Raw genomic sequence first — 25,927 nt, 5'->3', positions numbered from 1 at the left:
ACAAGTAAGAAATGCGCACGCCCCGCTCGCGGTGCTATGTGCCGGAGCGGATGCCTGAGCTTCCGGAAGTGGAGATTGCCCGGCGCAACCTGGTGCGCTGGTTCAGCGGCCGGAGGCTCGTCCGCGCCGAGGCCGACGACACCCGCATCTTCCGCGGCGCCGAGCGCCGCCACTTCGCCGAGCTGTCCGGCCGCCTGGAGTCCCTCGTCCGCCGGGGCAAGTACCTCCTCTTCTCCTTCGAGGAAGGACGGGGCCTGCTGGGCCACCTGGGGATGACGGGCAAGTTCGTCCGCCGCACGGAAGGGCAGGGTGAGCCCTACAGCCGCGCCCGCTTCCACCTGGATGACGGGCACGTCCTCCACTTCAGTGATCCACGCATGTTCGGCCGGCTGGAGCCCGCCCCCGCCGCCGGGCTGCGGGAGCTGGAAGTGGTGAAGGCCCTGGGCAGGGACCCCCTGGCGGACGGCCTCACCGCGGGCCAGCTCGAAAAGGCCGTGGCCCCGTCCCGGCAGCCCCTCAAGGTGGCGCTGATGGACCAGGCCCGAATCACCGGCCTGGGCAACATCCACGCCGCCGAGGCCCTCTTCCGCGCCGGAATCCACCCCTCCCGGGAGCCCGCGTCCCTCACCCCGGAGGAGTGGAAGCGTCTGGTGGGCGCCATCCGGGCCACCATCGACTTCGGCCTCAAGGAGCAGGAGGGGGAGGAGCCGGTGTACCTGGAGGAGGGGCGCTCGGAGAACCCGTTCCTCGTCTACGGCCGGGCAAAGGGCCCATGCTCCCGGTGCGGGAGCCCCGTCGAGTCCTTCACCCAGGCCGGCCGCACCACCCACTTCTGTCCGAAATGCCAGCCCCGCTCAGGCGTTCACGCGACGAAGCCCCGGGCCGGTAAGCGTTGACACCCCCATGTCCCGTGGCTTGAATCGCCCGCCTTTCAGACCCGGCCGCCCCGCGCGGCCCTGGAGAATGTTGCCCATGTCTCACGCCCTGCTGGCGGCGCTGCTCGTCGCTTCGTCCACGGCCACCGCGCAGACGCCGGTGCCCGACGGTAGCGCGCCCGCGCCCGCCGCCACCGAGGCCGCGCCCGCCGCGCCCGCTTCCCCCTCCGCCGAGCCGCCTCCCGCCGCCCAGGGGGACTCCGTCAGCCGCGAGGACCTGGACGCCGCCAAGCAGGAGCTGCGCGAGGAGATTCGCGCCGAGGCGGCCAAGCAGTCCGTCGACTCCAGCGAGTGGAACGAGGAGTTCCCCGAGGAGAAGCGCAAGCTGGAGGTGTTCACGCTCGACGGCTACTTCCGCCTGCGCCCCACGCTCTTCTACAAGTTCGACCTGGGCAAGCAGCCCGGCCAGGAGCTCTTCCCGCGCTCGCCGCGCAGCGCCGGGGAGAACACCCAGTCGTTCGCCACCATGCGCCTGCGCATGGAGCCCGTGTTCAACGTCTCCGAGCAGGTCAGCCTCAAGATGGAGGTGCTCGGCCTGGACAACGTGGTGCTGGGCTCGCAGCCGGACAACCTCTACCCGGGGGACCAGCGCAACCTCTTCGGCGTCTTCTCCGAGAGCCAGGACTCCGCCGTCGACATGCTGGAGGACTCCATCAAGATTCGCCGCGCCTACGGCGAGGTGAAGACGCCGGTGGGCATCCTGCGCTTCGGCCGCATGGGCAGCCACTGGGGCCTGGGCATGCTGCGCAACGACGGTACCTGCTTCGACTGCGACTACGGCGACACGGTGGACCGCGTCCAGTTCGTCACCAACCCCTTCGAGGGCTGGTACGTGACGCCCATGTTCGACTTCAACTCCGAGGGCGTCGTCGACGGGCGCGGCTCGCAGGGCGAGCCGGTGGACCTGACGCAGTCGGACGACAGCCACAGCTGGGTGCTCGCCATCGCCCGCCGGGACACCGACGCGGTCATCCGCTCCAAGCTGAACAACAACCAGAGCGTGCTCCAGTACGGCCTGCACTTCACCTACCGCACGCAGAACTGGGAGTACGACGCCAGCACCGACAACGGCACCGGCACGGGCTTCATCCCCCGCTCCGCGTCGCTCTACATCCCGGACCTGTGGCTGCGGTACGAGGAGCGCAACTGGCGGCTGGAGTTCGAGCTCGCCGGCACGTTCGGCAACATCGGCAACCGCGCCCTGGACGTGGGCGGCATCAACGACCCCACGCAGAACCAGAGCCTGCGCGTCGCCCAGTTCGGCGGCGTGGCGCAGGGCGAGGTGAAGGTGGCCAACAACAAGCTGTCGCTCGGCCTGGAAGTGGGCTTCGCCTCCGGCGACAAGGCCCCCGGCTTCGGCAACTACCCGGCCCGACCCGGCTCCGGCACCAACGGCTTCACCGAGCCGGGTGACTCGGAAGGCCCGCAGTTCCGCTGCGGCTCCGGCGGCTGCTCCGACAACGCCATCCGCAACTTCCGCTTCAACCGCGACTACCGCGTGGACCTCATCCTCTGGCGGGAAATCATCGGCGGCATCACCGACGCGTTCTACGTGCGGCCTTCCGCCAAGTACACGCTGACGGAGGGCTTCGACCTGTACGGCCGCCTCATCTACTCGCAGGCGCTCTACTCGGAGTCCACCCCGTCCTTCACCAGCAGCGCGCTGGGCGTGGAGGCCAACGTCGGCGTGGACTACAAGACCGAGGACGGCTTCATCGCGGGCGCGGCGTACGGCATCCTCTTCCCGATGAGCGGCCTGCAGGAGTTCGACAGCACGCTGCGCGCCGAGTTCGAGACGCCGCAGACCATCCGCGGCTGGCTGGGCATCAACTTCTAGCCATGCGCCGAGTCCTCTCGTCCGTGTGTGTCGCCACCGGCCTCGCGCTGGTGCTGGTGGCGTGTGGCATCAAGGGCTCGCCGAAGCCGCCCGAGCCGCCTCCCGCGCCTCCCACGGAGACGCAGCCGCCTCCGGCGGACACCACCCCCCGCGGCCCCATCGAGCCCTCGGGGCCGTCCGTCTCCCCGATTCCGGACGCGGGGCCCGCCGTCCCGGGCACCGAGCCGACCCCGTGAACCACTTCCACTGGCGCAAGGGCGTGCTGCACGCCGAGGGCGTGCCGCTGCCGGCCATCGCGGAGTCGGTGGGCACGCCCACCTACGTGTACTCGGCGGCCACGCTCACCCGGCACTTCCGGGTGGTGTCGGAGGCCTTCGGCGCCACGCCGCACCTCATCTGCTACTCGGTGAAGGCGAACTCCAACCTCGCCATCCTCCGGCTCTTCTCCGGGCTGGGGGGCGGGTTCGACATCGTCTCCGGCGGCGAGCTGGCCCGGGTGAAGCAGGCGGGCGGCGCGGCGGACAAGACGGTGTTCGCCGGCGTGGGCAAGACGCAGGAGGAGATGGAGGCGGCGCTGGCCGCGGGCATCCTCCTCTTCAACGTGGAGAGCGCCGAGGAGCTGGACGCCCTGGACGCGGTGGGCCGCCGCCTGGGCCGCCGCGCGCCCTTCGCGCTGCGCGTGAATCCGGACGTGGACGCGCGCACGCACCGCTACATCTCCACCGGGCTGAAGACGTCCAAGTTCGGCGTCCCCTTCGAGGAGGCCGTCGCCCTCTACACGCGCGCGAAGAAGCTGAAGGGCGTGCGCGCGGCCGGGCTGGACTGCCACATCGGCTCGCAGCTCACCCAGGCCTCGCCCATGCGCGCCGCCCTCACCAAGGTGGCCGGCCTCTACACGCAGCTGAAGGCGGCCGGGCACCCCTTGGAGTACCTGGACGTGGGCGGCGGCCTGGGGATTACGTACACGGACGAGACGCCTCCGTCTCCCGAGGAGTACGCGCGCACCGTCCAGGACGCGACGAAGGGCACCGGCGCGCACCTGGTGCTGGAGCCGGGCCGGGCGCTGGTGGGCAACGCGGGCGTGCTGCTCACCCGCGTGCTGTACCGGAAGAAGACCCCGGCGAAGCACTTCGTGGTGGTGGACGCGGGCATGAACGACCTCCTCCGCCCGGCCCTCTACGAGGCCCACCATGGCCTCCAGCCGCTGGTGAAGCGGCGCGGGAAGGCGGTGGAGGTGGACGTCGTGGGGCCGGTGTGTGAGTCCACCGACGTGCTGGCCCGGGCCCGGCCCCTGGTCCTCCCCCAGGCAGGCGAGCTGTATGCCTTCATGAGTGCCGGGGCTTACGGGATGAGCATGGCTTCCAACTACAACTCCCGTCCCCGTCCGGCCGAGGTCATGGTGGATGGGGAGGCGTGGAGGGTGGTTCGCGAACGGGAGCGGCTCGAGGACCTCTGGCGCGGCGAGCGGGCCTGAACATATAAGCGCCGCCATGAAGACCTTCGAAGGCTCCATGACGGCGCTGGCCACCCCGTTCCGTGACGGGGCGTTCGACGAGCAGGCCTACCGGGCCCTGGTGCGCTACCAGGTTGAGGGTGGCACCAGCGTCCTCATCCCCATGGGCACCACGGGCGAGTCGGTGACGATGACGCCCGACGAGCGCGCCCGCGCGGTGAAGGTGGCCGTGGAGGAGTCGAAGGGGCGCGCGGCGGTGGTGGGTGGCGCCGGCTCCAACAGCACCGCCGAGGCGATTGAGGGCGTGAAGCGCGTGCGCGAGACGGGCGCGGACGGCACGCTCATCGTCACGCCGTACTACAACAAGCCCACGCAGGCGGGCCTGGTGGAGCACTTCCGCGCCATTGCGCGCGCGCACCCGGGCTTCCCGATTGTCGCCTACAACGTGCCGGGCCGCACCGGCGTGGACATGCTGCCGGAGACGGTGCAGCGGCTGTGCGACCTCCCCGAGGTGGTGGCCATCAAGGAGGCCACCGGCAACATGTTCCGCGCGCTCGAAATCCTCGAGAAGTGCGGCGAGCGGATGACGCTGTTGTCCGGTGACGACTTCACGGTGCTGCCCTTCATCGCCTGCGGCGGCAAGGGCGTCATCTCCGTGTCCTCCAACGTGGCGCCGCGGATGATGGCGGACATCGTGGCCCAGGCGCGCGCGGGGAACATCGCCAAGGCGAGAGACCTCCAGGTGCGGATGAACAACCTGCACCGGCTGCTCTTCGTGGAGTCCAACCCGATTCCGGTGAAGTGGGCGCTGCACGTCATGGGCCTCTTCGGTCCGGAGCTGCGCCTGCCGCTGGTGCCCATGAGTGAGCCCCACGCGTCGAAGCTGCGCGACGAATTGCGCACGCTGGGGCTGCTCAAGGGCTGAAGGCCCGACACCCGATGGTCCGCCAGGAGCGCCGGCACTCATGATTCGCACCGTCATCACCGGAGTCACGGGCCGCATGGGCAGCACGCTGCTGCGCCTGGCGCGGGACGCGGAGGACTTGAAGGTGGTGGGCGCCACGGAGCGCCCGGGCGGCGCCGCCGTGGGGCTGGACGCGGGGCTCGCCGCGCGGCAGGGGGCGCTGGAGGTGCAGGTGATGGACGACCTGGCCCGGGCGCTGGACGCGGCGAAGGCGGACGTCGTCATCGACTTCACCAGCGCCGAGGTGAGCGTGGCCCACGCGAAGGCGTGCGCGGCGCGCGGCGTGGCGCTGGTGGTGGGCTCCACCGGCTTCACCCCGGAGTCCACCGCAGCCCTGGCCGAGAGCGCGAAGTCCATCCCCGTGGTGGCCGCGCCCAACATGTCCGTGGGCGTCAACGTGGTGTTCCGCATGGCGGCGGAGCTGGCGCGGGTGCTGGGCTCCGGCTTCGACGTGGAGGTGCTGGAGGCACACCACCGCATGAAGAAGGACGCGCCCAGCGGCACCGCGCTGCGGCTGGCGGAGGTGCTGGCCGGGGCGCTGGGGCGCTCACAGGAGGACCTCACCTTCGCCCGTCACGGCATGGTGGGCGCGCGGCCCGCGAATGAGATTGGCGTGCAGACGCTGCGGGGCGGGGACGTGGTGGGCGAGCACACGGTGTTCTTCTTCGGCGAGGGCGAGCGCATCGAGCTCACCCACCGGGCCACCAGCCGGGACCAGTTCGCCCTCGGGGCGCTGCGCGCCGCGCGCTGGGCGGTGGGCCGGGCGCCAGGGCTCTACGACATGGCCGACGTGCTCGGCTTCCAGAGGACTTCATGACGACCGCGCGCTACTGCCGTTTCCTGCACGAGGGCCGTGCGCACCATGGCCGCGTCGAGGGCAACGAGGTGGTGGTCCTCTCCGCCGCGCCCTGGGTGGGCGCGAAGGACACGGGCATCCGCCGCTCGCTGGCCGGGCTGACGCTGCTGGTGCCGTCGGACGCCTCGAAAGTCGTCTGCATCGGCCAGAACTACCGCAAGCACGCGGAGGAGATGGGCAAGCCCGTCCCGCCCGAGCCGCTCATCTTCATCAAGCCCTCCACCGCCCTCAACGGCATGGGCTCGCCCATCCGGATTCCCAAGGCGAGCCAGGAGGTGCACTACGAGGCGGAGCTGGCGCTCGTTATCGGTGAGCGCGTGCGCAACGCCGACGAGGCGACGGCCGCGCGCGCCATCTGGGGCCTCACCTGCTTCAACGACGTGACGGCGCGAGACATCCAGAAGCGCGAAATCCAGCACACGCGCGCCAAGGGCTACGACACCTTCGCCTGCGCCGGGCCGTGGGCGGTGACGGGCCTGTCCCCGCTGGACTTGCGAATCGTCTGCCGGGTGAACGGGCAGGTGCGCCAGGACAGCCGGACGTCCGACATGATCTTCAGCCCCGCCCGCCTGGTGTCCTTCATCTCCCAGGGCATGACGCTGCTGCCTGGTGACCTGGTGAGCACGGGGACGCCGTCGGGCGTGGGGAAGCTGGAGGCGGGGAACACGGTGGAGGTGGAGATCGAGGGAATCGGGACCCTGGTCAACCCGGTTGAGATGGAGCCGTGAGCGACACCGTCTATGTGGGGCTGGGTTCCAACGAAGGTGACCGCGAGGCGCACCTCGTTGCCGCCCTGACCGCGCTGTCCCGCATCGACGCGGTGGCGGTGCTGAGCTATTCGTCTCTCTTCGACAGCGCCCCCGTGGGGCCGCCGCAGCCGCGCTACCTCAACGCCGTGGTGGCGCTGGAGTGCGGCCTGTCGCCCCAGCGGCTGCTGTGCATCCTCCAGCAGATAGAGAAGGACCTGGGGCGCCACCGCGAGGTGCGCTGGGGTCCGCGCACCATCGACCTGGACATCCTCCTCTGGGAGGGCCAGGTGGTGGCCGACCCGAACCTCCAGGTGCCCCACCTGGAATTGCACAAGCGCCGCTTCGCGCTCGAGCCGCTGGCCGAGCTGGCCCCGGAGCAGAAGCACCCGGTGCTGGGCGTGACGGTGAAGGAGCTCCTCGGGAAACTCGCCCCGCAGGATGTCCGCAGGAGCGAGGCCACGTGGTGGCCCGAAGCGAGCTACTCGAGCAACGACTCATGAACCTGTCCCTTGCCCTGGCCACCGCGGCGCTGCTCGCCGCCGAGCCGACGAATCTCCCGCCCGGCCACCCGACGGTCCCCCCGGGGACCACGGCGTCGCCCGCCCGCACGCCCGCCGCTCCTGGTGCCAGCGCCCTCCCCGAGGGGCACCCCCAGGTGGACGGCGCGCAGCCCGGCGCCGCTGCTCCTTCGGGTGCGCTGCCCGAGGGCCACCCGCCCATGTCGGGCACCGGCCGCGCGCCGCCGTCTGCGGACGAGCTGCTGCGCCAGCTCGACTCCACGGAGGGGCTGCGCGACAGGGAGAAGACCTTTGAAATCGCCTCGTCGCTGGGGCGGCTGTACTACGTGAACGGCCGCAACACGGACGCCGTCATCTACCTCCTGCAGGCCGAGGCGCGGGCGAAGCCGGCGCGCGACGTGTTCCTCGCGCAGCGCAAGAAGCTGGGCAAGGCGGCCGTGCCGTCGTCGGCGGCCGCGGGCTGCGGCTTCTCGGCGGGCACACCGGTGGAGGACATGACGGCGGCGGCGCAGGAGCGCGCGAAGAAGGGCGACGCCGCGGGCGCGGCGGCCTGTGCGCGCGCGGCGCTGGCACCGGCGCTGGACGTGGGGATGATGCGGGCGAACGCGCTCTTCCTCTCCGGTGACGTGGACGGCGCGCTGGCGGCGTACGCGGCCGTGCTGGAGGTGGAGCCCTCGCACGAGGAGGCCCTCTACGCGCGCTCGGCGCTGCTGTTCGAGACGAAGGGCGAGGACGTGGCCGCGCTGAAGCAGGCGCGCGCGGGCTTCGACGCCATGGTGGCCGCGCACCCGGACTCGCAGCGGGCGCCCATGGCGAAGCGGCTGAGCACGCTCGCGGAGGAGACGGTGAAGGCCGGCGGCCGCAAGAAGCTGCTCGCCTCGCGCGCGGAGGACCGGCGCATCCGGCTGTCGCAGGTGGCCACGGCCCCCGCCGCGGCGGACGCGCCGCGCCCGCTGTCTCAGGAGGCCATCGACGCGGTGCAGAACACCGAGCGCACGCCGGAGCTGGAGCAGGGCCTGGCGAAGCTGGTGGACGAGGGCGAGGAGCACCTGTCCAAGGGCCGCTACCAGGAGGCGCTCGCCAACTACACGCGCGTGGTGCCCTTCCAGCCGGAGAACGGGCGCGCGAAGGCGGGCATGGCGTGGGCGCTGGTGGGCCTGGGCCGTCCCATGGCCGCGCGCGTGTGGGGCGTGGCCGTGCAGGCCGACCCGGCCGCGGTGGAGAAGCTGGGTGACACGCTCAAGAGCAAGGGCGACGAGAAGGGCGCCAAGGCGCTCTGGGAGAAGCTCGCCGCGGACGCTCCGAACTACCCCAACAAGGCGTCCCTGCAGGCCAAGCTGGGGCAGTAGCGCACCGATAGCGGGGCGGCACGTCCCGGTGCTTCCATCCGGAGCGCCGACGTGTGGCGGCCCGCCCGTTTCGGCGCTTCCATCCGGAGCGCTGGGGCGTGGAGTCCGCTGGAGTTCCGAGGGACGCCCGCCGCGCGGGTCAGACGAACTTCGCGGCCAGCAGGTCCTGCACGTCGAGCAGGCCCACGGCGTGGCCTTCCGCGTCCACGACGGGCAGCTGGTCCACCTTCAGCTCGCGCATCTGCGCGGTGGCGGTGAGCACCAGCGTCTCCGGCGTCACGCAGCGCGGGCGCTTGCCCATGACGTCGCGCACCGGCACGGTGAAGTCGGTGAGCCCGGCCTCCACGCGGCGGCGCAAGTCGCCGTCCGTGAAGATGCCCACCAGCAGTCCGGCCTTGTCCACCACGCACGCGGCGCCCGGCCGGCCCGGCGTCTTCGTCATGACGCCCACCACCTGCGACAGGGGCGCGGTGTCCAGCACCAGCGGGTTGGCGGGGCCGCTGCGCATCAGCTCGAACACCCGCTGCACGGAGCGCCCCAGCTTCCCGCCCGGGTGCAACAGCGCGTAGTCCTCCGTGCCGAAGGGCCGCGAGCGCAGCACCGCCATGGCCAGCGCGTCCCCCAGCGCATGCAGCGCCGCGGTGGACGCGGTGGGCACCAGCCCCATGGGGCAGGCCTCTTCAATCCGCCCGATGTCCAGCACCAGCTCGGAGCCGCGCGCGAGCGGGCTCTCCGCGTCACCCGTGAGGGCGATGACGGGCGTGGCCATGCGCTTGAAGGCGGGTAGCAGCCGCACCAGCTCCTCGGTGGAGCCGCTGTTGGACAGGGCGAGGATGACGTCCCCGCGCCCCACGCGGCCCAGGTCTCCGTGCACCGCCTCCGCCGGGTGCAGGTACACCGAGCGGATGCCCGTGGACGCCAGCGTGGCGGACAGCTTCTGGCCGATGTGGCCCGCCTTCCCCATGCCGGTGACGACCACCTGGCCCGTGCACCCACGCACCAGCGTCACGGCGCGGAGGAAGGAGTCGCCCAGGCGCTCCGTGACGTTGAGGATGGCGCGGGCCTCGGCCTCCAGCACGCCCCTCGCGTAGGCGAGCGTGGCCTCGGCATCAGGGGCAGGCACCTGGGCAGGGCGCCCGGGGAGGGCGCGCAGGCGGGGCTTCTTGGCGGCGGAGCGGGGGGCGCGGGCCATGGTGTTGGCCGGACCTTCTACACGCCACCCTCCACGGTGGCCACCCTTGACGCGTGGGGGGGCATCGGTTACGCGCCTGCTCGCCTGGGCTTTTCGGCCCGGCTACATCCACCTTCATTCAATCGCAGGTTCTTTCCCAGGAGAGGGGACGAGATGAAGTTCTTCATCGACACCGCCGACGTCGAGGAGATCCGCAAGGCCCATGCAATGGGCTGCGTGGACGGCGTCACCACCAACCCGTCGCTCCTCGCCAAGGTGGGGCGGCCCCTGGAGGAGACCATCCGGGAAATCTGCTCCATCGTGGACGGGCCCATCAGCGCCGAGTGCGTCTCGCTGGAAGCGGACGAGCTCGTGAAGGAAGGCCGCGGCCTCGCGAAGATTCACGACAACGTCGTCGTGAAGGTTCCCATGGGCGTGGAGGGCATGAAGGCCGTCAAGGTGTTCACCGCCGAGGGCATCCGCACCAACGTCACCCTCTGCTTCTCCGCCAACCAGGCCCTGCTGGCCGCCAAGGCGGGCGCCACGTACATCTCGCCCTTCGTCGGCCGGCTGGACGACATCTCCCAGGACGGCATGGAGCTCATCTCCAACATCCTGGAAATCTACCGGAACTACGACTTCACCACGCAGGTGCTGGTGGCCAGCGTGCGCAACCCCGTGCACGTCCTCCAGGCCGCCCGCATGGGCGCGGACGTGGCCACGCTGCCCTTCAGCGTCATCGCCCAGCTCGCCCAACACCCGCTCACCGACGCGGGCATCAAGAAGTTCCTGGCCGACTGGGAGAAGGTCCCCAAGGCGTCCAAGCCCCCGGCCGCGCGCTAGCGCCCCTTCGCCCACCGGCCGCGTCGCCCGGTGGGCGTGAAGGGCACCGGAAAACACCACGGCCACCGGCTCCTCCAGAAGGGAGCGCGGTGGCCGTCGTGCTTCCAGCGCCGGGGCCCGTCAGGTGGGCCCCGGCCGTCCGGCCGCCGTCAGTTGACGTTCACCGGAACCTGGAAGGTGACGCCGGAGTACTGGTTCCCGTACTTCACGTCGAGCATGCCATCCTCGGAGGGAGTCGTGTCGGACGTCGGCGCGCCCGTCACCTTCAGGGTCGCCGTGTTGCCGCTCCGGAAGGTCGACAGCTGGTAGCGCCGCATGCACCGCGCCTTGTCGGCCGTGCTGCCCGCCGTGACGCTCTTGCCCGGGTCGCAGGCACCGCCGAAGGTGTAGCCCGGCGCCGAGGCGCTGGTCTGCGTCTCGAGCAGCTGATGGGAGATGCTCACCCCGTAGTGGCGGCTGTTCAGCAGCGGGTCGACGGCCACCACGTCGGCTGAGCCCTTCGCGGTGGTGAGGCTGGCGGTGATGGTGGCGGTGTCCGGGGAGATGGGGTTCAGGTAGGCGTCCGACATGAGCAGGTTGTAGCTCCTGCTGGTGCCGCGGGCGTAGACCGCGTTGGCGGGGGTGGGCAGCCCGGTCGCCCGGGCGCTCCCGACGACGGAGGAGAACCCCGAGTAGAGGATGTGGGTGGAGCGCCAGATCTGGATGTCGCCGTCCCAGCAGCCGTTGGGGCCGTCCCAGCGGCCGTTCTTCGCCTGGCGCGCGCCGGTGGCGCAGTCCAGGCGCTCGGTGTCGATGAACGGCTCGCCCCGGTCGTAGACCTGGTTGTCGTTCTCGTCCACGAAGGGCTCGGCCACGTCCACGAACCACTCGCCCACGTCCCACTTGCCGTTCTTCACGCCGTCGGAGACGCCGGAGCCGTCATAGAAGGCCTCCTCGCCCGAGGTGACGGCGATGACGGTGACGAGCATGTCGCGCGGGTTGAGGGCGCCGTTGGTGGGCTCGCCGGTGATGGGGGCGACCTCGGCCGGCGGCCACTTGCCGGCGGTGCTGAACTTCGTGACGACCTTCCCGTTGCCCTGGGTGCCGCCGCCCGTGCCGCCGCCCGTGGCGCCGCCCTCGGTGGAGACCGGGCTGCCAATGGAGCCGGCCTCGGCGTACCAGCTCACGCTGGTCTTCAGGGTGACGGGGTTGCGGAAGCGGTCCACGAGCTGCGCGGTGCAGTCGGTGGTCAGGTCCTGGCGCGGCGGCGTCTCCGTCGCGTTGGCGGCCAGGTTGACGCGGGTGCACTCCACCACGAAGCCCTCGTCCGACGGACGCGCACCCACGATGGGCGTGCCCAGCGAGACGGCCGTCAGCGCGGGGTTGCCCACGGTGGCGCGCACGGTGGCGATGCCCACCTCGTCGCCGGACTGGAGGGTGGTGGTGGCCTTGCCCTCTTCATTCGTGGTGGCGCTCACGGGGTTGACAATGGCCCCGCCCACGCCGCGCACGTCGAAGTTGACGATGACGCCCGGCACGGGGCGCTGGTTCAGGTCCACCACCACGAACGTCACCGGCGTGGAGGTGTCCAGGTTGGAGGAGCGGATGCCCAGCTGCGCCAGGGTGCTGGCGGACTGGTAGACGAGGTTGGCCGGCGGGCCCGGCGGCGTGGTGGTGGTGCCCGCGTCCGTGCCGGCGTCGGTGTTGCCCGTGCCCGCGTCCGTGTTGCCGGTGCCGGCGTCGGTGACAGTCTGCCCGACGACCTGGAGGACGGCGACGTCGCTCTCCTCGCCCCACTCGGCGCTGATGCTCACGGTGAGCTGGCAGCCGGTGTCCTGCGCGCGCACGCAGCGGAAGTTGGTGCTGGCCTTGCCACCGCTCAGCGTGAGCGTGACGCTCTTGCTGTCGTTGTCGAAGGTGCCGGCCGCGGCGGTGAGCGTCACCTCGCCGGTGCCGTCCCCGCCATTGGCGTCCCGGGTGGTGACCCGGACGCTCGTCGTCTGACCCTGGTCATTGATGGTCGTCGGCGTCAGGTTGACGTTGAGGTAGATGCCCCCGGAGTTGGTGTCCCCCTCCTCGACATCCCCCTTGCACGCGGTCAGACCCGCGACCAGCACCAGAGTGCTGGCGATCTTCAACAAACGAAACATGTGGCTGTCCCCTCCCTGGGGGCCGAATTGGCGGCCGGGAATTATTCCCCTGACGTCAGGCTCCGTCAAACGCCTGACAGTGCAGGGGAAAGGCTGGCATGAGCGGGTGGGATGCCGGCGCCGGCCTGGGATTGGCGCATAGGACTGGCGATTTCGCGGCGCGGCATGTATTCGTTGACTCCCGAATCAACGAGCAGCCCGAGTCACGAGGAACCGCATGGAATTCCAGCTCACCGACGCCCAGCGCGCACTCCAGGAAGCGGCGCGCAAGTACGCCCGCGAGGTGGTGCGCCCCAAGGCCGCGCACTACGACGAGACGGCCACCTTCCCCCGGGACTTGCTGTCCACCGCGTGGGAGCTGGGCCTCTTGAACATGGCCATCCCCTCCGAGTACGGCGGCGTGGGCCTGTCCCACCTGGAGCAGGTCATCGTCGCGGAGGAGCTGAGCTGGGGCTGTGCCGGCGTGGCGACGTCCATCATCGCCAATGACCTGGCCAACCTGCCCATCATCCTCCACGGCACCGAGGACCAGAAGAAGCGCCTGCTGGGCCACTTCTCCGAGCGGGTGAAGTTCTCGTCCTTCTGCCTCACGGAGCCGGAGGCGGGCAGCGACGTGGCCAACATGCAGACCACCGCCGTGCGCGACGGGGACCACTACGTCCTCAACGGCGCCAAGTGCTTCATCACCAACGGCGGCCAGGCCGAGCAGTACACGGTGTTCGCCACGGTGGACAAGGCGAAGAAGCACAAGGGGATTACCTGCTTCGTGGTGGAGGGCCGCCCCAAGGGGCTGACCCCCAGCAAGCACGAGAACAAGATGGGCCAGCGCGCCAGCGAGACGGTGTCGCTGACCTTCGAGGACGTGCGCGTCCCGGTGGCCAACCGCATCGGTGAGGAGGGCCAGGGCTTCGCCGTGGCCATGGCCACGCTGGACAACAGCCGCCCGCTCACCGCCATGTTCTCCGTGGGCATCGCCCGCGCCGCGCTCGAGTACTCCATGGAGTACGCCAGCCAGCGCAAGACGTTCGGCAAGCCCATCATCGAGCACCAGGCCATCCAGTTCATGATCGCCGACATGGCCATGAACACCCACGCGGCGCGCATGCTCACCTACGAGAGCGCGTGGCTCCTGGACGAGGGCAAGCGCAACACCCTCCAGTCCAGCTACGCCAAGAGCTTCGCCGCGGACATGGCCATGAAGGTCGCCACCGACGCGGTGCAGGTCTACGGCGGCTACGGCTACATCAAGGAATACCCCGTGGAGAAGCTGATGCGCGACGCCAAGCTCATCCAGGTCTACGAGGGCACCAGCCAGGTCCAGCGGCTCGTCATCGCTCGGGAACTGTTCAAGTAGAAAAGCGGAACTGGGGCTGGCGGCCGTTTCCCGTTGCCGCCGTGACTCCCGGATGCCTATTAACCCTGACTGTTCGCGCGCCGCGTCAACCCGGCCCGTACGGACTGTTTCGCAGACTTCAATCGTCTCCCGGTAAGGAGAAGCACCACCGTGAAGATCCTCGTCACCGCCAAGCGCGTGGAAGACCCCGAGTCGAAGATCAAGGTCAAGCCGGATGGCTCGGGCATCGTGCAGGAGGGGCTCAAGTACAAGATCAACCCCTTCGACGAGATTGGTGTCGAAGAGGGCTTGCGCCTCGTCGCGAAGCACCAGGGCGAAGTCGTCGTGGTGTCCATCGGCGGCAAGGAGGTGCAGGAGCAGCTCCGGCACGCCCTGGCCATGGGCGCGCACCGCGCGGTGTGGGTGAACCACACCGGCCCCCTGGACCAGCTGGGCATCGCCGGCCTGCTCCAGAAGGTCGTGGAGAAGGAGAAGCCGGACATGGTCATCCTCGGCAAGCAGTCCATCGACGATGACCAGAACCAGGTGGGCCAGTACCTCGCCGAGTTCCTCGGCTGGGGCCAGGCGACGTTCGCCTCCAAGGTGGAGTCGCTGGAGAGCGAGCAGGAGAAGAACAAGGCGCCCGCGCTCATCGTCGGCGCCGACGGCAAGACGGTGCGCGTGGTGCGCGAAGTGGACAACGGGCTGGCCACGCTGGAGTGCCAGCTGCCCGCCATCGTCACCACCGACCTGCGCCTCAACCAGCCGCGCTACGCCAGCCTCCCCGGCATCATGAAGGCCAAGAGCAAGCCGATTGAGGAGCTGACGCCGGCCAAGCTGGGCGTGGACGTCACGCCGGCCATCCAGGTGCTGAAGATGTCGGCGCCTCCCGCGCGCAAGGCGGGCATCAAGGTCGCCGACGTGCCGGCCCTGGTGGAGAAGCTCCACAACGAGGCGAAGGTCGTCTGATTCGAACCCGGATTCGAACCTCTTAGAGATTACGGAGTCACGCAGATGCCAATCGTTCTCATCATCGCCGAGCAGCAGCCGGACGGGCACCTTCGCAAGGCCACCTTCAACGCCATTGGCGCCGGCAAGCAGCTGGCCGACAAGGCCGGCGGCGAGCTTCACGTCGCCCTGGTGGGCAAGGACCCCGGCAAGGTCGCCGACGAGCTCAAGGGCTACGGCGCCAAGGCCGTGCACGTGGGCGCGGCCCCCGAGCTGGAGCACTACCTCGCCGAGACGTACGCCCCGGCCCTGGCCGCGCTGGCCCAGGAGCTGAAGGCGGACTACGTGGGCATGGCCTCCACGGCGCAGGGCAAGGACCTGATGCCGCGCCTGGCCGCGCGCCTGCGCGCCGCCATGGCCACGGATGTCATGGCCTTCAACGGCGGCGGGGCCGACGTCACCTTCAGCCGCCCCATGTGGGCCGGCAACGTCTTCGCCGAGGTGAAGCTCACCACGCCGGTGAAGGTGTTCACCCTGCGCGCCACCGAGTTCACCGCCGCCCAGGGTGGCCAGGGCGCCGCCGAGGTGAAGACCTTCACCCCGAAGGTGGAGGCCTCCAAGACGAAGTTCGTCGACTTCAAGGAAGTGAAGAGCGCCCGCCCCGAGCTGACCGAGGCGCGCGTGGTGGTCTCCGGCGGCCGCGGCACCAAGGGCGACTTCAAGGAGATTGAGGCCCTGGCCGACGAGCTGGGCGCCGCGGTGGGCGCGTCCCGCGCGGTGTGCGACGCGGGCTGGGTGCCCAACGACTTGCAGGTCGGCCAGACGGGCAAGGTGGTGGCTCCGGCGCTCTACATCGCGGCCGGCATCAGTGGCGCCATCCAGCACCTGGCGGGCATGAAGAGCTCGAAGACCATCGTCGCCATCAACAAGGACCCCGAGGCCCCCATCTTCCAGGTGGCGGACTACGGAATCGTGGCGGACCTCTTCAAGGTCCTGCCCGAGCTGCGCACCGAGCTGGGCAAGCTGAAGTAGTCAGCACCCGGTACGCCGGTTTCCGAATCAAGAGGGGCGGACGTGGGGACTCTCCCCGCGCCGCCCCTTCGCTTTGCGGGCTACAGCTCGATGTCGCTGTCGCGCTTCTCGTCCCCGGGCGCGTCGGGCGCGTCGGGCGCGTCCGAGTCCCGTCCGGGCGGCTCGGCGCCGAAGGGCGGCTCGGGAGGGACGGGCGGCTTCGGCGTGGGGGGCGGCATCCCGTCCTCCCCGGGCTCGTCCCCGAGCGCGCCACCGGGCTCGTCGCCGGGCTCGTCACCGGGCTCCTGTTCGCCGGGCGCGTCGTCCCGCAGGTCGATGACGGTGCCGTCCTCCACCTCCACGGCGAGCTTGCGGTAGTGCCACTCCGCGCCGCCCTCGGACTGCTCCGCGTCCACCTGCAGGGTGCCGTCCGCCTTGGGGCCGTCGAGGGGAATGGTGAAGCGGGCCTCGGTGCGGCCGTTGTCGGAGCTCACGGAGGACTGCCTCGGCAGGCCGGGGTCGATGGGCGCGCCCAGGGCGCGCTGCACCTGGGCGTCACCGGTGGCCAGCGCCACCGCCTCCGTGTACGCCCCCATCTTCGACAGCGAGGAGAAGCCCGCATAGGCGAGGACGGCGCCCAGGCAGCCACACGAGGCCACGATGCCCAGGCACCCCACGGGGACCATCCACTTCCAGTTGCGACTCCACCAACCCCGCTGGGGCACCAGGGAACCCTCGGGCACCGTGTCCATGGACTCGTCCTTCCTTCGTGCGCACAGATGACAGGCGCGGGAACCCCCTCATATCGGGCCCGGGCGGGGCGCGGTAGAAACCCGCACGGGCCGGTGTCAGCCACGAAATTCGAAGGCCAGGGACATGCCGTCTCGGAAAACCCCCTCCACCGACGTCCTGCTGGGTGTGCTGGAGGCCCTGCCTCCCGGGCAGCGGCTGTGGGTGCACGGCGTGGGCGGCAGCCTCCACCCCCTGTTGCGCAGCGGGGACGCGGTGCGCGTGCTGCGCTGCGGGCCCGGCGCGCTGGCGCGGGGGGACGTGGCGCTCCTGCGGCAGGCCCGGAAGCTGGTGGCGCAGGTGGTGGTGTCCACGCGCCCGTGGCGGACGGCTCCGCTGCTGGGGGGCGCGGACGCGCCGGCCGGGGGGGTGCTGGGGCGGGTGGTGGCGGTGAAGCGCGGGGAGTGGGTGGTGCCGCTGCCCCGGCCCTTCCGGCCGGCGTTGTGGATGACGCAGCGGACGCTGGCGGCGGTGTGGGCGCGGCCCGGAGGGCGGGTAGTCTACCGACGCGTGCGGGACTTCTTCTTCTCCGGCTGGTCGAGACCCTTCCGGCGCCGGCTGGTGGGGCCGCTGGAGGTGCGGCTGCTGGGGACGGGGGATCTGGACGTGCTGCTCGCCTTCGCGGGCGAGCGGCTGGTGGTGTCCACCGGCTTCTTGCGCCGCCAGCTCCGCGAGCGGTGGGGGGTGGAAGCGCCCGCCCGGCGCGGGGCCGCCGCGGGGGCCTTCGACGCGGAAGGGCGCATGCGGGGCTTCGCCTGGGTGGACGCCTACCGTCAGGAGGCGTTGCCGTTGGACGGCGTCTGGGTGCGCTCCCTGGTGGTGGCGCCCCAGGCCCGGCGCATGGGCGTGGCCACCCGGCTGCTGGGCTGTCTGCTGGACGAGGCCCGGCGCCAGGGCGAGGTCCGCGTCCACGCGGACGTGGACGACGACAACACCGCCTCGCTGCGGACCTTCGCGAGGCTGGGCTTCCGGCCCGCCCCCGCGGAGCTGACCCGGCAGGCGAACGAGGCCTGGGACGCGGCGGGCCGAGCCAAGGCCCTGGTGGTCCTGGAGCGGGAACTGGCGCCGTGAGGTGGCGGGGGTTGCGTCAGGCCCCTGGGTGGGCCAAAAGCACCCGACTCTCGCCCTTCCCGCAGTGACGTCCTGAGCACCTCGACTCCAGACACCCTCGACGGCTCCCGCCCGGAGCGCACGCAGCGGCTCCATGCGGACGGCGCGCTGGCCCTCATCACCCTCTTTTGGGGCGTCACCTTCGTGGTGGTGAAGGACGCGCTGGGGCATGGGGACCCGTTCTCCTTCCTCACGCTGCGCTTCCTCGTGGGGGCGGGCGTGCTGAGCGCGCTGGCGGGGCGGCAGGTGCTGAGCCCCGTCAACCTGCGGCGCGGCTCGGTGCTGGCCGTCTGCCTCTTCGCAGCCTACGCGCTGCAGACGGTGGGGCTCACGCTTACCACTCCGTCGCGCTCGGCCTTCATCACCGGGATGTGCGTGGTGTTCGTCCCGCTGCTGTCGCTGGTGCTCTTCAAGCGGGTGCCGAAAGTCACGTCGCTGCTGGGCGTGGTGCTGGCGGCGGCGGGGCTCTACTTCCTCACGCGGCCGGAGGCGGGAGGGGAGGGCGGCGGGCTGGCCCTGGGCGACGTGCTGACGCTGGGCTGCGCCGTGGCGTACGCGTTCCACATCATCCTCACGGAGCGGTACGCGCCGAAGGAGGGGGTGATGGGGCTGGTCGCCGTGCAGCTGTGGGGCGTGGCGCTCTTGTCCGCGCTGTGCCTGCCCTTCGTGACGCGGCGGGTGGAGTGGACTCCGTCCTTCGTCGCGGCGGTGCTGGTGTGCGGCGTGCTGGCCAGCGCGGTGGCCATCAGCGTGCAGACGTGGGGGCAGGCGCGCACCTCGGCGGTGCGGGCGGCGGTCATCTACTCCATGGAGCCGGTGTTCGCCGCGGGCTACTCGGTGGCGCTGGGCTACGAGGTGCTGGGCTCGCGCGAGTGGGGCGGCGGCGGGCTCATCCTCCTGGGCGTGCTGGTGTCCGACGTGGGTGCGGCGGCGTGGAAGTGGTGGCGCTCGAGGGCACGCGGCTCGTAGGTCTCCGGTGGAGGACCCGCCGGGGCGGGGTGCGCTGGCGGCGGTGGGGGCGGGCGACGCGCGGTGCCCCGACGGAAGCCGCGGTTCACCCCTCCTGGCGGGTGGGCCTGCCCGGCAGCCGGCCGGGCGGGGTGGGGAAGTGAGGAGGGCCAGCGGCGCCGGGACGCGCTATATCCCTGGCCCTTCCCATGAGTGTGGAGCTGCGCCGAAACGGGATGCACCTGACGGGCACCCCCCTGTCCCTGGACGCGAAGCGGAAGTCTCCGCTGTGCTTCGTCAGCCATGGCCACTCGGACCACATCGCCCGGCACGAGCGCACCATCGCCACGGCGGCCACGCTGCGCTTCATGACGCACCGGCTGGGCCCCGTGAATGCGCCGCTCGCGGTGCCCTACCGCCAGCCTTTCGATTTGGGGCCGCTGGTGCTGGAGCTGCTGCCCGCGGGCCACATCCTCGGCAGCGCGCAGCTGCGGGCCATCCGCTCGGATGGGAAGCGCATCGTCTACACGGGTGACCTCAACGTCGCGCCCTCGCTCACCGCCGAGGCGACGGAGGTGGCCGAGTGCGACACGCTCGTCATCGAGTCCACCTTCGGCCACCCGCGCTACCGCTTCCCGCCGCGCGCGGAGGTGCTGGGGCAGGTGGAGGAATGGATTCGCAAGCAGCTCGAGCGGGGCGCGGTGCCGGTGCTGCTCGGCTATCCGCTGGGCAAGAGCCAGGAGGCGATGAAGCACCTCGCCGGCCGGGGCTTCCCGCTGGTGGCGCACTCCTCCATCTACGAGGTGGCACAGCTCTACGCGGAGCTGGGCGTGCCGATTGAAAACCTGCGCCTCTTCAGCGGCAAGGTGGAGCCGGGCGAGGTGCTCTTCATTCCGCCGCACCAGGCGCGCGGCGGGGCGCTGGCGGCCTTGTGGCCCAGGGCCACGGCGGTGCTGACGGGCTGGGCGGTGGACCGGGGCGCGGCATATCGCTACGGCGCGGACGTGGCCTTTCCCCTGTCGGACCACGCGGACTTTCCCACCCTGATGTCCTACGCGAAGGCGACGGGTGCGAAGGAGGTCATCACCTGCCACGGCTTCGCGGAGGAGCTGGCGCAGGCGCTGCGGGACGGTGGCATCGACGCGCGCCCGCTCGGCGGGAAGCCGCAGCAGCTCAGCCTGCTCTGAGTTAGAAACGCGTCCATGGCTTCCCGCACCCCGCAGCTGTCCGGGCGCACCGTGCGCGTCCTCGTGTGCACCGAGAAGAAGAGCTTCGTCACCCGCGAGCTGGCGGAGACGAAGGTGACGTTCGAGGGCATCGAAGGCGACAGGCACGCGGGGCTCACGCGGGCCGCGGACGTGCGCACGCCGTGGTTCCCCAAGGGCACGCCTGTCCGTAACACGCGACAGCTGTCGCTGGTGTCCACCGAGGAGCTGGCCGAGGTGGCGCAGACGCTGGGCCTCCCCAAGGTGCTGGCCTCCTGGCTGGGGGCCAACCTGGAAGTGCAGGGCGTGCCCACGCTGACGCAGCTGCCGCCGGGGACGCGGCTGTTCTTCCCCGAGGACGCGGTGCTGGCGGTGGAAGGAGAGAACGAGCCGTGCACCGGCCCGGGGCGCGTGATTGAGGCGCACCACCCGGACACGGAGAAGCTCGCGAGCCGCTTCGTGAAGGCCGCGTGGCAGCGCCGGGGCCTGGTGGCCTGGGTGGAGCGGCCCGGCGTCATCCGCGCGGGCGACGAGGTGCGGGTGATGCTGCCCAAGCCGGTGACGTACGTGCTGCCGGAGAAGCCCGCGCGCAAGAAGCTCGGGTAGTCGTCAGTCGCTGGAAACACCACGGGGCCGCCAGGCCCGGGAAGCTCCCGAGCACAGCGGCCCCGCGGGGCTCATCCTTCACCGGTCCGTCAGACGTCCGGCGACTGGACGATGAGCTTCTCCTTGCCGCACACGTCACAGCGCACGTGGACGAACAGGTCGTCGTCGCTGTCCTCGGGCACCTCGCCCTCGGGCACGCCGAGCTCCGCCTTCGCCAGCGCCGGCACCTTCGCGGGGATGTCCTGGGCCTTCAGCGCCTGCACGAAGGTCATCTCCCGGTCATGGCACTCGCGCGTCTCCGGCCCGTTGATCCACGCCGGCTCCATGCCCTCCGGCAGCCGGCTCACCAGCTCCAGGTTGGACACGGACTCGGCCAGGTACGCCAGCCGCCGCAGCCGCGACTCCTCCGGCAGCGCGGAGAAGACCTGGAAGCCCTCGAACAGGGCGTTGCGGTCCTCGCCCGTGGCCGCCTGCGCCAGCTCCATCGCCGCGTCGCTCGACTCCAGCGCCTCGTCCCAGTTGTTCTCCGGGTTGAAGCCCGCCTCGAGCAGCGACGTGTAGAGCTGCGTGGCCGCCAGCCGGCGCCGCGCCTCCTGCAGGTGCTCCACCACCTCGTGCGTCAGCCGCAGCTCCAGCAGCGCGCCCGTGGTGCGGGGGTCAATCTGCCCCGTGAGGTCATCCACCTGGACCTCTTCCAGCAGCGCGGCCTTCAGCACCTGCGCCGCGGAGAAGCGGGCCAGCGGCACCACGCCCACCTCGCGCAGGTACATGGCCGACACGGCCGCGTCCTTGGCGCCCATCCGCAGCGCCTTCTGCGCGCGCTCCACCACGCCCGGGTCTGCGGCAGGCTTCTTGTTCTCCAGCCGCGTCTTCACCGCCTCGCGGTACAGCGTCTCCAGCGAGCTGCCCGGCGGCAGCCGCTGCGGCAGGAGCGGGCGCAGGCCCGGCACGTCCAGCACCCACAGCGGGGGCATGGCCATGCGCTTGAGCGCGCGGAAGAAGAGCGAGCCCGGCGGGTCCTGCGGGCGGAAGGGCGGCAGCTCGTCGCCCGTCGGCTCGCCCTGCATCATCGCGGCGGCCTGCTGACCCAGCGCCTTCTCGCGCTGCTCACGGGTGAACGCGGTGATGCCCTGGGCCGGGGGCGGCGGGGGAGGTGGGGCCTCCTCGCCGTCCAGGCCGACGACGCGGTCCATGTCCACGTCGTCCATCTCCACGTCATCCAGGCCCTTGGCGCCCGTGAAGTCGCAGCGCAGGAGCTTCAACTTCTCGAAGGTGGCCCCCTCCAGGTTGGCCCCCCGGAAGTCGCAGTCCTGGAGCCGCCCGCCGTGGAAGTAGGCGTTGGACAGGTCCGCGTCCCGGAAGTTGACCTTGGACAGGTCGCACCGCTCCCACTCGGAGCCGATGAGGCCCAGGCCGGACAGGTCCGTGTTGGCGGAGAAAAGTTGGGTAAAGGTTGCGCCGGTATGGTCGGTTGAGACCTGACCGGACTTGCGCATCCGGTTCCATTCCGCCGAACCACTCTGAAGAAGCTTCTCGATACTCGGGGCTTTCGCCATGGACCGGGGATTATTCGTATGGTCTGGTCGCCGCGCCAGCACAAATGATCGAGTACCGAATCGAAGCCGACACCGCCGGGATGCGGCTGGACAAGCTCCTGCGCAAACGGCTCCCCAATGTTCCGGTGAGCCACCTCTTCAAGATGATTCGCACCAAGAAGGTGCGGGTAAACGGGAAGCGCGCCCAGCCTGAGCAGTTGCTAGCCGAGGGAGACGTGCTCACCATCCGCGGCGACGAGCAGCAGCTCACGGCCGACGACCGTCCGAAATCGGACCGTCCAAAGCCCCCGCCCCCGCCGGTGGACCCCAGCCGGCTGGTCATCTTGAAGGAGGACGACTGGCTCATGGCCGTGGACAAGCCCAGCGGGATGGCCGTCCATACCGGCAGCGGCATCACCGGCGGAACGCTGGTGGACTATGTGCGCGCCTACCTGGGCCCCAAGGCCGTCCGCAACGACTTCACCGCCTCTCCGGCCCACCGGCTGGACCGGGAGACCTCCGGCGTCATCCTGGTGGCCAAGCGCCGCCCGGCGATGGTGCACTTCACCGAGGTCTTCACCCACGGCCTGTCGAAGAAGCGCTACCTCACCCTGGTGAAGGGAAAGATGCCCAAGGACTCGGGCGTCATCGACCTGCCCCTCTCGGAGCACCAGCAGACGGCCGAGTCCAAGGCCCGTCGCGGGGTGAACATGCAGGAGGCCCTCACCCGGTGGAAGGTCGTCAAGCAGTCGGGCGACGCAGCGCTCCTGTCCTGCTCCATCGAGACGGGGCGCACCCATCAGATAAGAAGGCATCTGGCCGCCATCGGACATCCGGTGGCGGGTGACAAGAAGTACGGAGACTTCGCCTTCAACCGCGACGTGCGGGCGCGCTGGGGGCTGAAACGTTTGTTCCTGCACGCCGAGCGCATTGAATTTCCGCACCCCGAGGGCGGTGTGAAGGTGGCCGTGGAGGCCCCCCTCGCACCCGAGCTGAGGGACGTGCTCAAGCGGGCCGCACTGGTGCCCTGAAGCCCGCAAGGTTCCGAAACGCGTATGGCCGACCCCAAGACGACTGACCGCAGCCGCTCGAAGCTGGTGCTCGACGGCGTTCCCCCCGGGCGCTGGTGGAAGTTCCTCCTCAAGGCCGCCGGCTGGCTGGCCCTGACCGGAGCCACCGCCGCCGTGGTGGCCGTGACGGCGGTGTACTACGTGTACGCGGACGGGCTGCCCGCCATCCCCAAGGTGGACGAGTACTGGCCGCCCATCGTCACCGAGGTCTACACCGACGACGCGGTGCTGGCCGGCGAGTTCTACAACGAGCGCCGCAAGGTGGTGCCCTACGAGCGCATTCCCAAGCGGCTCGTCCAGGCCTTCATCGCCAGCGAGGACTCCAGCTTCTTCGACCACTTCGGCGTGGACGTGCTGGGCACCACGCGCGCCGGCTTCAAGACGGTGACCTCCAAGCTGGGGCTGCGCGCCGGCGGCATGCAGGGTGGCTCCACCCTCACGCAGCAGACGGCGAAGGCCGTCCTCATCTCCGCGGAGGGCTACAAGAGCGCCACCGCCAAGACGCTCACCCGCAAGATTCGCGAGGCCATCCTCGCCCTGCGGCTGGAGCAGGCGCTGACGAAGGAGGAGATCCTCTACCTCTACCTCAACAACGTCTTCCTCGGGCACCACAGCTACGGCGTGCAGAGCGCGGCGGAGAACTACTACCGCAAGGACGTGCGGGATTTGACGCTGGGGGAGATGACCCTCATCGCCGGCCTGCCGCAGGCGCCCAGCCGCTACTCGCCCTTCCTGCGCCCGGAGGCCGCCCGCAAGCGCCGCTCCTACGTGCTGCGCCGCATGCTGGACGAGGGCATGATTTCGCAGGCCGAGCACGACACGGCCAACGCCGAGCCGGTGAAGGTGTACCCGGTGGAGGACGTCTTCCACGAGTTCGCGCCGTACTTCGTGGAGCAGGTCCGCAAGGACGTGGTGGACCGGTACGGCAACCCCGTGCTGCTGAAGGACGGCCTGAAGATCTTCACCACCATGGACAGCGAGCGCCAGCGCGCCGCGCAGGACGCGGTGATGGACGGCCTGCTGTCCGTGGACAAGCGCCAGGGCTGGCGCGGGCCGGTGCAGCAGCTGGCGTCCCCTGAAGCCATCACCTCGTTCCTGGACCGCGCGAAGAAGTCCATGGGCAAGCAGGAGCTGGTGGACAACCGGCTCTACGTCGCCGTCGTCACCGCGATTGACGGCGATGGCAAGGGCGCGGACGTGCAGGTGGGCCCGCACCCCGGCCGGCTGCCGCTCTTGGGCATGCGCTGGGCGCGCAAGGTGAACCCGGAGGGCTACTACCCGGCGATGATGCTCTCGTCGGTGAAGAAGGCCATCGCCGTGGGCGACGTCGTCGTCGTGCGCCACGTGACGAAGAAGGACCTCACCGACGACAAGGAGCAGTGGGACAAGAAGCTGGCCGAGGAGATTCCGGAGGAGGGCGTGAAGCTCTTCCGCCTGGAGCAGACGCCCGAGGCGCAGAGCGCGCTCGTCTCCATCGACCCCCACCGCCAGTACCTCACCGCCATGGTGGGCGGGTACGACTTCGACGACAACGAGTTCAACCGCGCGTTCCAGGCCTGCCGCCAGCCGGGCAGCTCCTTCAAGCCCTTCGTCTACTCGGCGGCGCTGGAGCAGCTCAACTGGACGGAAGCCACCGTCATCGTCGACTCGCCCATCGTCGAGCACGACCCGGACAACAAGGTGTCGTGGAAGCCGGCGAACTACAGCGAGGAGTTCGTGGGTGACGTGCTCCTGCGCACGGCGATGATCAACTCCATGAACATCCCCGCGGTGAAGACCTTCGCCGCGGTGGGCGTGAAGAACATGGCCGCGTGGAGCCAGAAGCTCGGCATCTCCACCCCCATGAACATGGACTTCTCCGCCGCGCTCGGCTCGTCGTGCGTGTACCCGTTCGACCTGGCCAACGCGTACGCGACGTTCAATCGCTACGGCCGCAAGAAGCCCACGTACTTCATCCGCAAGGTGGAGGACCGCTGGGGGCGCACGCTGGAGGACCACACCGCCTTCGACGACCCGTGGGCGCCGCTGCAGGACCGCGTGGCCGCCGGCTACGCGCGCCTCTTCGAGCCCGGCGAGCAGGTGATGGCCCCCGAGACGGGCTTCATCCTCACGCACCTGCTGCGCGGCGTGGTGCTCCAGGGAACCGGCGGCCCGGCCACGAAGCTGGGCAAGCCCGCCGCCGGCAAGACGGGCACCACCAACGACTCCTTCGACGCGTGGTTCGCCGCCTATACGAGAGACCTCGTGACGGTGGCGTGGGTGGGCTACGACTTGAACCCGCACCCGCTGGGCCGCTACGAGACGGGTGGCCGCGCCGCGCTGCCCATCTGGCTCAACTACATGAAGCGCGCGCTGGAGGGCCGGCCCCAGTCCGAGTTCTTCCCGTGGCAGTCGATGGACCTCGTGAAGCTCTACATCGACAAGAAGACGGGGAAGATTTCCTCGCCGGGCGCCAAGGGCTCGGAGCTGATGTTCTTCAAGAAGGGCACCGAGCCCAAGGACGCCGTGCCCGACAAGAACCAGGTCGACGTGGACCAGTTCATGATGGGCGCGCAGTAGCGAGGAGTC

The 25,927-nt window shown here is 70.5% G+C and carries 23 protein-coding genes; 19 read left to right on the top strand and 4 right to left on the bottom strand.

Going from position 1 to position 25,927, the window contains the following annotated elements:
- The first annotated feature begins 50 nt into the window (after nt 1-50).
- From mutM to ACX9TP_RS38150, 9 genes are all read left to right on the top strand, one after another.
- Entirely contained in the window at nt 51-896 is an 846-nt protein-coding gene (gene mutM, locus ACX9TP_RS38190; RefSeq protein WP_482975595.1) for a bifunctional DNA-formamidopyrimidine glycosylase/DNA-(apurinic or apyrimidinic site) lyase, read from the top strand.
- A gap of 76 nt (nt 897-972) precedes the next feature.
- Nucleotides 973-2,772 carry a TIGR04551 family protein gene (locus tag ACX9TP_RS38185; RefSeq protein ID WP_482975594.1) on the top strand — a complete coding sequence of 600 codons (1,800 nt, stop codon included), beginning with the start codon at nt 973-975 and terminating at the stop codon, nt 2,770-2,772.
- A gap of 2 nt (nt 2,773-2,774) precedes the next feature.
- Complete coding sequence (gene lptM, locus ACX9TP_RS38180; RefSeq protein ID WP_482975593.1) at nt 2,775-3,008, top strand: LPS translocon maturation chaperone LptM; 234 nt, start codon at nt 2,775-2,777, stop codon at nt 3,006-3,008.
- The gene (lysA, locus tag ACX9TP_RS38175; protein ID WP_482975592.1) at nt 3,005-4,246 is read left to right on the top strand and encodes a diaminopimelate decarboxylase; all 1,242 of its coding nucleotides are present in this window, start codon (nt 3,005-3,007) and stop codon (nt 4,244-4,246) included. Before lptM ends, lysA begins: the two co-directional genes overlap by 4 nt.
- 16 nt (nt 4,247-4,262) lie before the next feature.
- Nucleotides 4,263-5,150: a 4-hydroxy-tetrahydrodipicolinate synthase gene (dapA, locus tag ACX9TP_RS38170; protein WP_482975591.1), complete on the top strand. Its 888-nt coding sequence runs from the start codon at nt 4,263-4,265 to the stop codon at nt 5,148-5,150.
- A 40-nt stretch (nt 5,151-5,190) separates the two neighbouring features.
- Nucleotides 5,191-6,006, top strand: coding sequence for a 4-hydroxy-tetrahydrodipicolinate reductase (dapB, locus tag ACX9TP_RS38165; RefSeq protein ID WP_482975590.1), 816 nt, complete (start codon nt 5,191-5,193; stop codon nt 6,004-6,006).
- Nucleotides 6,003-6,773: a fumarylacetoacetate hydrolase family protein gene (locus ACX9TP_RS38160; protein WP_482975589.1), complete on the top strand. Its 771-nt coding sequence runs from the start codon at nt 6,003-6,005 to the stop codon at nt 6,771-6,773. The genes dapB and ACX9TP_RS38160 overlap by 4 nt, the downstream gene beginning before the upstream one ends.
- A complete protein-coding gene (gene folK, locus ACX9TP_RS38155) occupies nt 6,770-7,294 on the top strand; it encodes a 2-amino-4-hydroxy-6-hydroxymethyldihydropteridine diphosphokinase (RefSeq protein WP_482975588.1) in 525 nt (174 codons plus the stop codon). The genes ACX9TP_RS38160 and folK overlap by 4 nt, the downstream gene beginning before the upstream one ends.
- Nucleotides 7,291-8,661, top strand: coding sequence for a tetratricopeptide repeat protein (locus ACX9TP_RS38150; RefSeq protein WP_482975587.1), 1,371 nt, complete (start codon nt 7,291-7,293; stop codon nt 8,659-8,661). The genes folK and ACX9TP_RS38150 overlap by 4 nt, the downstream gene beginning before the upstream one ends.
- 139 nt (nt 8,662-8,800) lie before the next feature.
- On the opposite strand, the gene ACX9TP_RS38145 is transcribed toward ACX9TP_RS38150, so the two are convergent.
- Complete coding sequence (locus ACX9TP_RS38145; protein WP_482975586.1) at nt 8,801-9,853, bottom strand: KpsF/GutQ family sugar-phosphate isomerase; 1,053 nt, start codon at nt 9,851-9,853, stop codon at nt 8,801-8,803.
- A 153-nt stretch (nt 9,854-10,006) separates the two neighbouring features.
- Between ACX9TP_RS38145 and fsa the strand changes: the two genes are divergently transcribed.
- Nucleotides 10,007-10,675 (top strand): fructose-6-phosphate aldolase, encoded by a 669-nt coding sequence (fsa, locus tag ACX9TP_RS38140; protein WP_482975585.1) that lies wholly within the window; start codon nt 10,007-10,009, stop codon nt 10,673-10,675.
- 149 nt (nt 10,676-10,824) lie between these two features.
- Here the strand turns inward: fsa and ACX9TP_RS38135 are convergent, their stop codons facing one another.
- Nucleotides 10,825-12,804: an Ig-like domain-containing protein gene (locus ACX9TP_RS38135; RefSeq protein ID WP_482975584.1), complete on the bottom strand. Its 1,980-nt coding sequence runs from the start codon at nt 12,802-12,804 to the stop codon at nt 10,825-10,827.
- A 217-nt stretch (nt 12,805-13,021) separates the two neighbouring features.
- Here ACX9TP_RS38135 and ACX9TP_RS38130 point away from each other — a divergent pair, with 217 nt between their 5' ends.
- The 3 genes from ACX9TP_RS38130 to ACX9TP_RS38120 all read left to right on the top strand — a co-directional run bounded on the left by ACX9TP_RS38130 (nt 13,022) and on the right by ACX9TP_RS38120 (nt 16,117).
- Nucleotides 13,022-14,158 (top strand): acyl-CoA dehydrogenase family protein, encoded by a 1,137-nt coding sequence (locus ACX9TP_RS38130; protein ID WP_482975583.1) that lies wholly within the window; start codon nt 13,022-13,024, stop codon nt 14,156-14,158.
- 150 nt (nt 14,159-14,308) lie between these two features.
- Nucleotides 14,309-15,106 carry an electron transfer flavoprotein subunit beta/FixA family protein gene (locus ACX9TP_RS38125; protein ID WP_482975582.1) on the top strand — a complete coding sequence of 266 codons (798 nt, stop codon included), beginning with the start codon at nt 14,309-14,311 and terminating at the stop codon, nt 15,104-15,106.
- A 45-nt stretch (nt 15,107-15,151) separates the two neighbouring features.
- The gene (locus tag ACX9TP_RS38120; RefSeq protein WP_482975581.1) at nt 15,152-16,117 is read left to right on the top strand and encodes an electron transfer flavoprotein subunit alpha/FixB family protein; all 966 of its coding nucleotides are present in this window, start codon (nt 15,152-15,154) and stop codon (nt 16,115-16,117) included.
- 80 nt (nt 16,118-16,197) lie between these two features.
- Here the strand turns inward: ACX9TP_RS38120 and ACX9TP_RS38115 are convergent, their stop codons facing one another.
- A complete protein-coding gene (locus ACX9TP_RS38115) occupies nt 16,198-16,848 on the bottom strand; it encodes a cytochrome c oxidase assembly factor Coa1 family protein (protein ID WP_482975580.1) in 651 nt (216 codons plus the stop codon).
- A gap of 124 nt (nt 16,849-16,972) precedes the next feature.
- On the opposite strand from ACX9TP_RS38115, the gene ACX9TP_RS38110 reads away from it, so the two are divergent.
- The 4 genes from ACX9TP_RS38110 to ACX9TP_RS38095 all read left to right on the top strand — a co-directional run bounded on the left by ACX9TP_RS38110 (nt 16,973) and on the right by ACX9TP_RS38095 (nt 20,754).
- The gene (locus ACX9TP_RS38110; protein WP_482975579.1) at nt 16,973-17,956 is read left to right on the top strand and encodes a GNAT family N-acetyltransferase; all 984 of its coding nucleotides are present in this window, start codon (nt 16,973-16,975) and stop codon (nt 17,954-17,956) included.
- 183 nt (nt 17,957-18,139) lie between these two features.
- Nucleotides 18,140-18,964, top strand: coding sequence for a DMT family transporter (locus ACX9TP_RS38105; RefSeq protein ID WP_482975578.1), 825 nt, complete (start codon nt 18,140-18,142; stop codon nt 18,962-18,964).
- Nucleotides 18,965-19,152: 188 nt separating this feature from the next.
- On the top strand, nt 19,153-20,130 hold the full coding sequence (locus ACX9TP_RS38100) for an MBL fold metallo-hydrolase (protein ID WP_482975577.1): 978 nt from the start codon (nt 19,153-19,155) through the stop codon (nt 20,128-20,130).
- A gap of 15 nt (nt 20,131-20,145) precedes the next feature.
- Nucleotides 20,146-20,754, top strand: a complete 609-nt coding sequence (locus ACX9TP_RS38095) for an MOSC domain-containing protein (protein WP_482975576.1) — start codon at nt 20,146-20,148, stop codon at nt 20,752-20,754.
- An 89-nt stretch (nt 20,755-20,843) separates the two neighbouring features.
- Here the strand turns inward: ACX9TP_RS38095 and ACX9TP_RS38090 are convergent, their stop codons facing one another.
- On the bottom strand, nt 20,844-22,310 hold the full coding sequence (locus tag ACX9TP_RS38090) for a pentapeptide repeat-containing protein (RefSeq protein WP_482975575.1): 1,467 nt from the start codon (nt 22,308-22,310) through the stop codon (nt 20,844-20,846).
- A 44-nt stretch (nt 22,311-22,354) separates the two neighbouring features.
- On the opposite strand from ACX9TP_RS38090, the gene ACX9TP_RS38085 reads away from it, so the two are divergent.
- Both ACX9TP_RS38085 and ACX9TP_RS38080 read left to right on the top strand, forming a co-directional pair.
- Nucleotides 22,355-23,320: an RluA family pseudouridine synthase gene (locus tag ACX9TP_RS38085; RefSeq protein WP_482975574.1), complete on the top strand. Its 966-nt coding sequence runs from the start codon at nt 22,355-22,357 to the stop codon at nt 23,318-23,320.
- Nucleotides 23,321-23,344: 24 nt separating this feature from the next.
- The gene (locus tag ACX9TP_RS38080) at nt 23,345-25,918 is read left to right on the top strand and encodes a penicillin-binding protein 1A (protein WP_482975573.1); all 2,574 of its coding nucleotides are present in this window, start codon (nt 23,345-23,347) and stop codon (nt 25,916-25,918) included.
- Nucleotides 25,919-25,927: the final 9 nt, after the last annotated feature.

This window comes from Pyxidicoccus sp. M15 (genome assembly GCF_056858435.1).
This window is presented reverse-complemented; position numbering and strand designations above follow the sequence as displayed.

What these genes read in the sequence shown, in the direction of transcription:
- mutM (WP_482975595.1), top strand. Translation starts at nt 51, where the DNA reads ATGCCTGAGCTTCCGGAAGTGGAGATTGCCCGGCGCAACCTGGTGCGC.
- ACX9TP_RS38185 (WP_482975594.1), top strand. Translation starts at nt 973, where the DNA reads ATGTCTCACGCCCTGCTGGCGGCGCTGCTCGTCGCTTCGTCCACGGCC.
- lptM (WP_482975593.1), top strand. Translation starts at nt 2,775, where the DNA reads ATGCGCCGAGTCCTCTCGTCCGTGTGTGTCGCCACCGGCCTCGCGCTG.
- dapA (WP_482975591.1), top strand. Translation starts at nt 4,263, where the DNA reads ATGAAGACCTTCGAAGGCTCCATGACGGCGCTGGCCACCCCGTTCCGT.
- dapB (WP_482975590.1), top strand. Translation starts at nt 5,191, where the DNA reads ATGATTCGCACCGTCATCACCGGAGTCACGGGCCGCATGGGCAGCACG.
- ACX9TP_RS38160 (WP_482975589.1), top strand. Translation starts at nt 6,003, where the DNA reads ATGACGACCGCGCGCTACTGCCGTTTCCTGCACGAGGGCCGTGCGCAC.
- ACX9TP_RS38150 (WP_482975587.1), top strand. Translation starts at nt 7,291, where the DNA reads ATGAACCTGTCCCTTGCCCTGGCCACCGCGGCGCTGCTCGCCGCCGAG.
- ACX9TP_RS38145 (WP_482975586.1), bottom strand. Translation starts at nt 9,853, where the DNA reads ATGGCCCGCGCCCCCCGCTCCGCCGCCAAGAAGCCCCGCCTGCGCGCC.
- fsa (WP_482975585.1), top strand. Translation starts at nt 10,007, where the DNA reads ATGAAGTTCTTCATCGACACCGCCGACGTCGAGGAGATCCGCAAGGCC.
- ACX9TP_RS38135 (WP_482975584.1), bottom strand. Translation starts at nt 12,804, where the DNA reads ATGTTTCGTTTGTTGAAGATCGCCAGCACTCTGGTGCTGGTCGCGGGT.
- ACX9TP_RS38130 (WP_482975583.1), top strand. Translation starts at nt 13,022, where the DNA reads ATGGAATTCCAGCTCACCGACGCCCAGCGCGCACTCCAGGAAGCGGCG.
- ACX9TP_RS38120 (WP_482975581.1), top strand. Translation starts at nt 15,152, where the DNA reads ATGCCAATCGTTCTCATCATCGCCGAGCAGCAGCCGGACGGGCACCTT.
- ACX9TP_RS38115 (WP_482975580.1), bottom strand. Translation starts at nt 16,848, where the DNA reads ATGGACACGGTGCCCGAGGGTTCCCTGGTGCCCCAGCGGGGTTGGTGG.
- ACX9TP_RS38110 (WP_482975579.1), top strand. Translation starts at nt 16,973, where the DNA reads ATGCCGTCTCGGAAAACCCCCTCCACCGACGTCCTGCTGGGTGTGCTG.
- ACX9TP_RS38100 (WP_482975577.1), top strand. Translation starts at nt 19,153, where the DNA reads ATGAGTGTGGAGCTGCGCCGAAACGGGATGCACCTGACGGGCACCCCC.
- ACX9TP_RS38095 (WP_482975576.1), top strand. Translation starts at nt 20,146, where the DNA reads ATGGCTTCCCGCACCCCGCAGCTGTCCGGGCGCACCGTGCGCGTCCTC.
- ACX9TP_RS38090 (WP_482975575.1), bottom strand. Translation starts at nt 22,310, where the DNA reads ATGGCGAAAGCCCCGAGTATCGAGAAGCTTCTTCAGAGTGGTTCGGCG.
- ACX9TP_RS38085 (WP_482975574.1), top strand. Translation starts at nt 22,355, where the DNA reads ATGATCGAGTACCGAATCGAAGCCGACACCGCCGGGATGCGGCTGGAC.
- ACX9TP_RS38080 (WP_482975573.1), top strand. Translation starts at nt 23,345, where the DNA reads ATGGCCGACCCCAAGACGACTGACCGCAGCCGCTCGAAGCTGGTGCTC.